The sequence below is a fragment of the Synechococcus sp. WH 5701 genome (assembly GCF_000153045.1).
In the GTDB taxonomy this organism is placed as follows: domain Bacteria; phylum Cyanobacteriota; class Cyanobacteriia; order PCC-6307; family Cyanobiaceae; genus Regnicoccus_A; species Regnicoccus_A antarcticus.
The window spans coordinates 35,217-36,351 of sequence record NZ_CH724167.1; the positions used below are offsets into that span (position 1 = coordinate 35,217).

The following is a 1,135-nucleotide window of genomic DNA, read 5'->3' on the forward strand; positions in this document are numbered from 1 at the left end:
CTGAAAGACCAGGATCCCTGAGTAGGTGAGCCGAGGCCCGTATTTATCGAGCAGCATGCCGATGAGCACGCGAGCCGGGATGGTGAGGGCCACGTTGCAAATAGCCACGGTGCGGATCTGACCCAGCGTGAGTCCGAGATCCGCTTTAACGGTGGTAGCAAGAGGGGCCAGGTTGAACCAGACCACGAAGGTCAGGAAAAAGGCGAACCAGGTGAGGTGGAGGGTTCGATACCTTCCCTGGAACGACCAAAGGTCGCGAAGCATTGCTTGAGTGGTGTTATGCCACGGGCTTCAGAAAAAAGGTGCCCGAGGGTGACGAAACGGTCTAAAAAACATCCGCTTATGGATCTAGTTAACCAATTATGGATGACATTTTTGGTTTGAATGGCTACTTAAAATTTCATTTTTGTATCTTGCATTACATCTATTTTTCTGATGAGATTGATCAGTTATCCTGCTTAGCTTTGATTTAGTAGTTGTTGCGACACTCTTGGGTGCTGTCTTGGTCGGAGATTTGTTTTAGAAGGATGAATTGTTTGGTTAAGTCGCTTCGTGTTTGCCTTCTGAGTGGTGGTGAGAGCCGTCGGATGGGGCGGGACAAAGCATTGCTGCCGCATCAGAAGGGTGGTGTTTGGCTCACGGCAATGATTGATCAGTTGATGCCATTGGGTCTGCCGGTTGTTGTGGTCAGCCGCCATCAGGTTCACGCGGATGTCTTGGCGCATCAATCTGATCTGAAATTTGTGTTGGAGCCACCTCCCTGGAATGGACCATTGCAGGCTCTCAACTTTGTTTTGTCATCCGGATCAGATGGTGCTTGGCTTGTGCTTCCCGTGGATATGCCTCGGCTCACGACCGTCGTCTTTCAACAATTGATTGACGCTTGGCGACGGCACCCCAACAAGGTGGCTGTGGCCCATGACGGTGAGCGCCTTCAGCCGCTTTTGGCCATCATTCCTTCGGGATCTCCCTTCCGAACATCTTTGTCAGAGCAGCTTTCTAGTGGTTGTTATCGCTGGTTGGACTGGTTGGACCGGGTGCCCTATGAGTCAGTGGTGCTGCCTTCACGTTGTTTGCTGAATGCCAATCAGCCGAAGGATCTGTTGGCGTTGTCGGAATGACTGATACGACATCG

General features: G+C 51.4%; 1 protein-coding gene and 1 pseudogene. One reads left to right on the top strand and one right to left on the bottom strand.

The window, feature by feature from the left end; genetic code table 11:
• A pseudogene (locus tag WH5701_RS15560) lies at positions 1-264 on the bottom strand (MFS transporter); the annotation flags it as partial.
• Positions 265-527: 263 nt separating this feature from the next.
• Between WH5701_RS15560 and WH5701_RS17080 the strand changes: the two are divergent.
• Complete coding sequence (locus tag WH5701_RS17080) at positions 528-1,121, top strand: molybdenum cofactor guanylyltransferase (protein ID WP_071934323.1); 594 nt, start codon at positions 528-530, stop codon at positions 1,119-1,121.
• Positions 1,122-1,135: the final 14 nt, after the last annotated feature.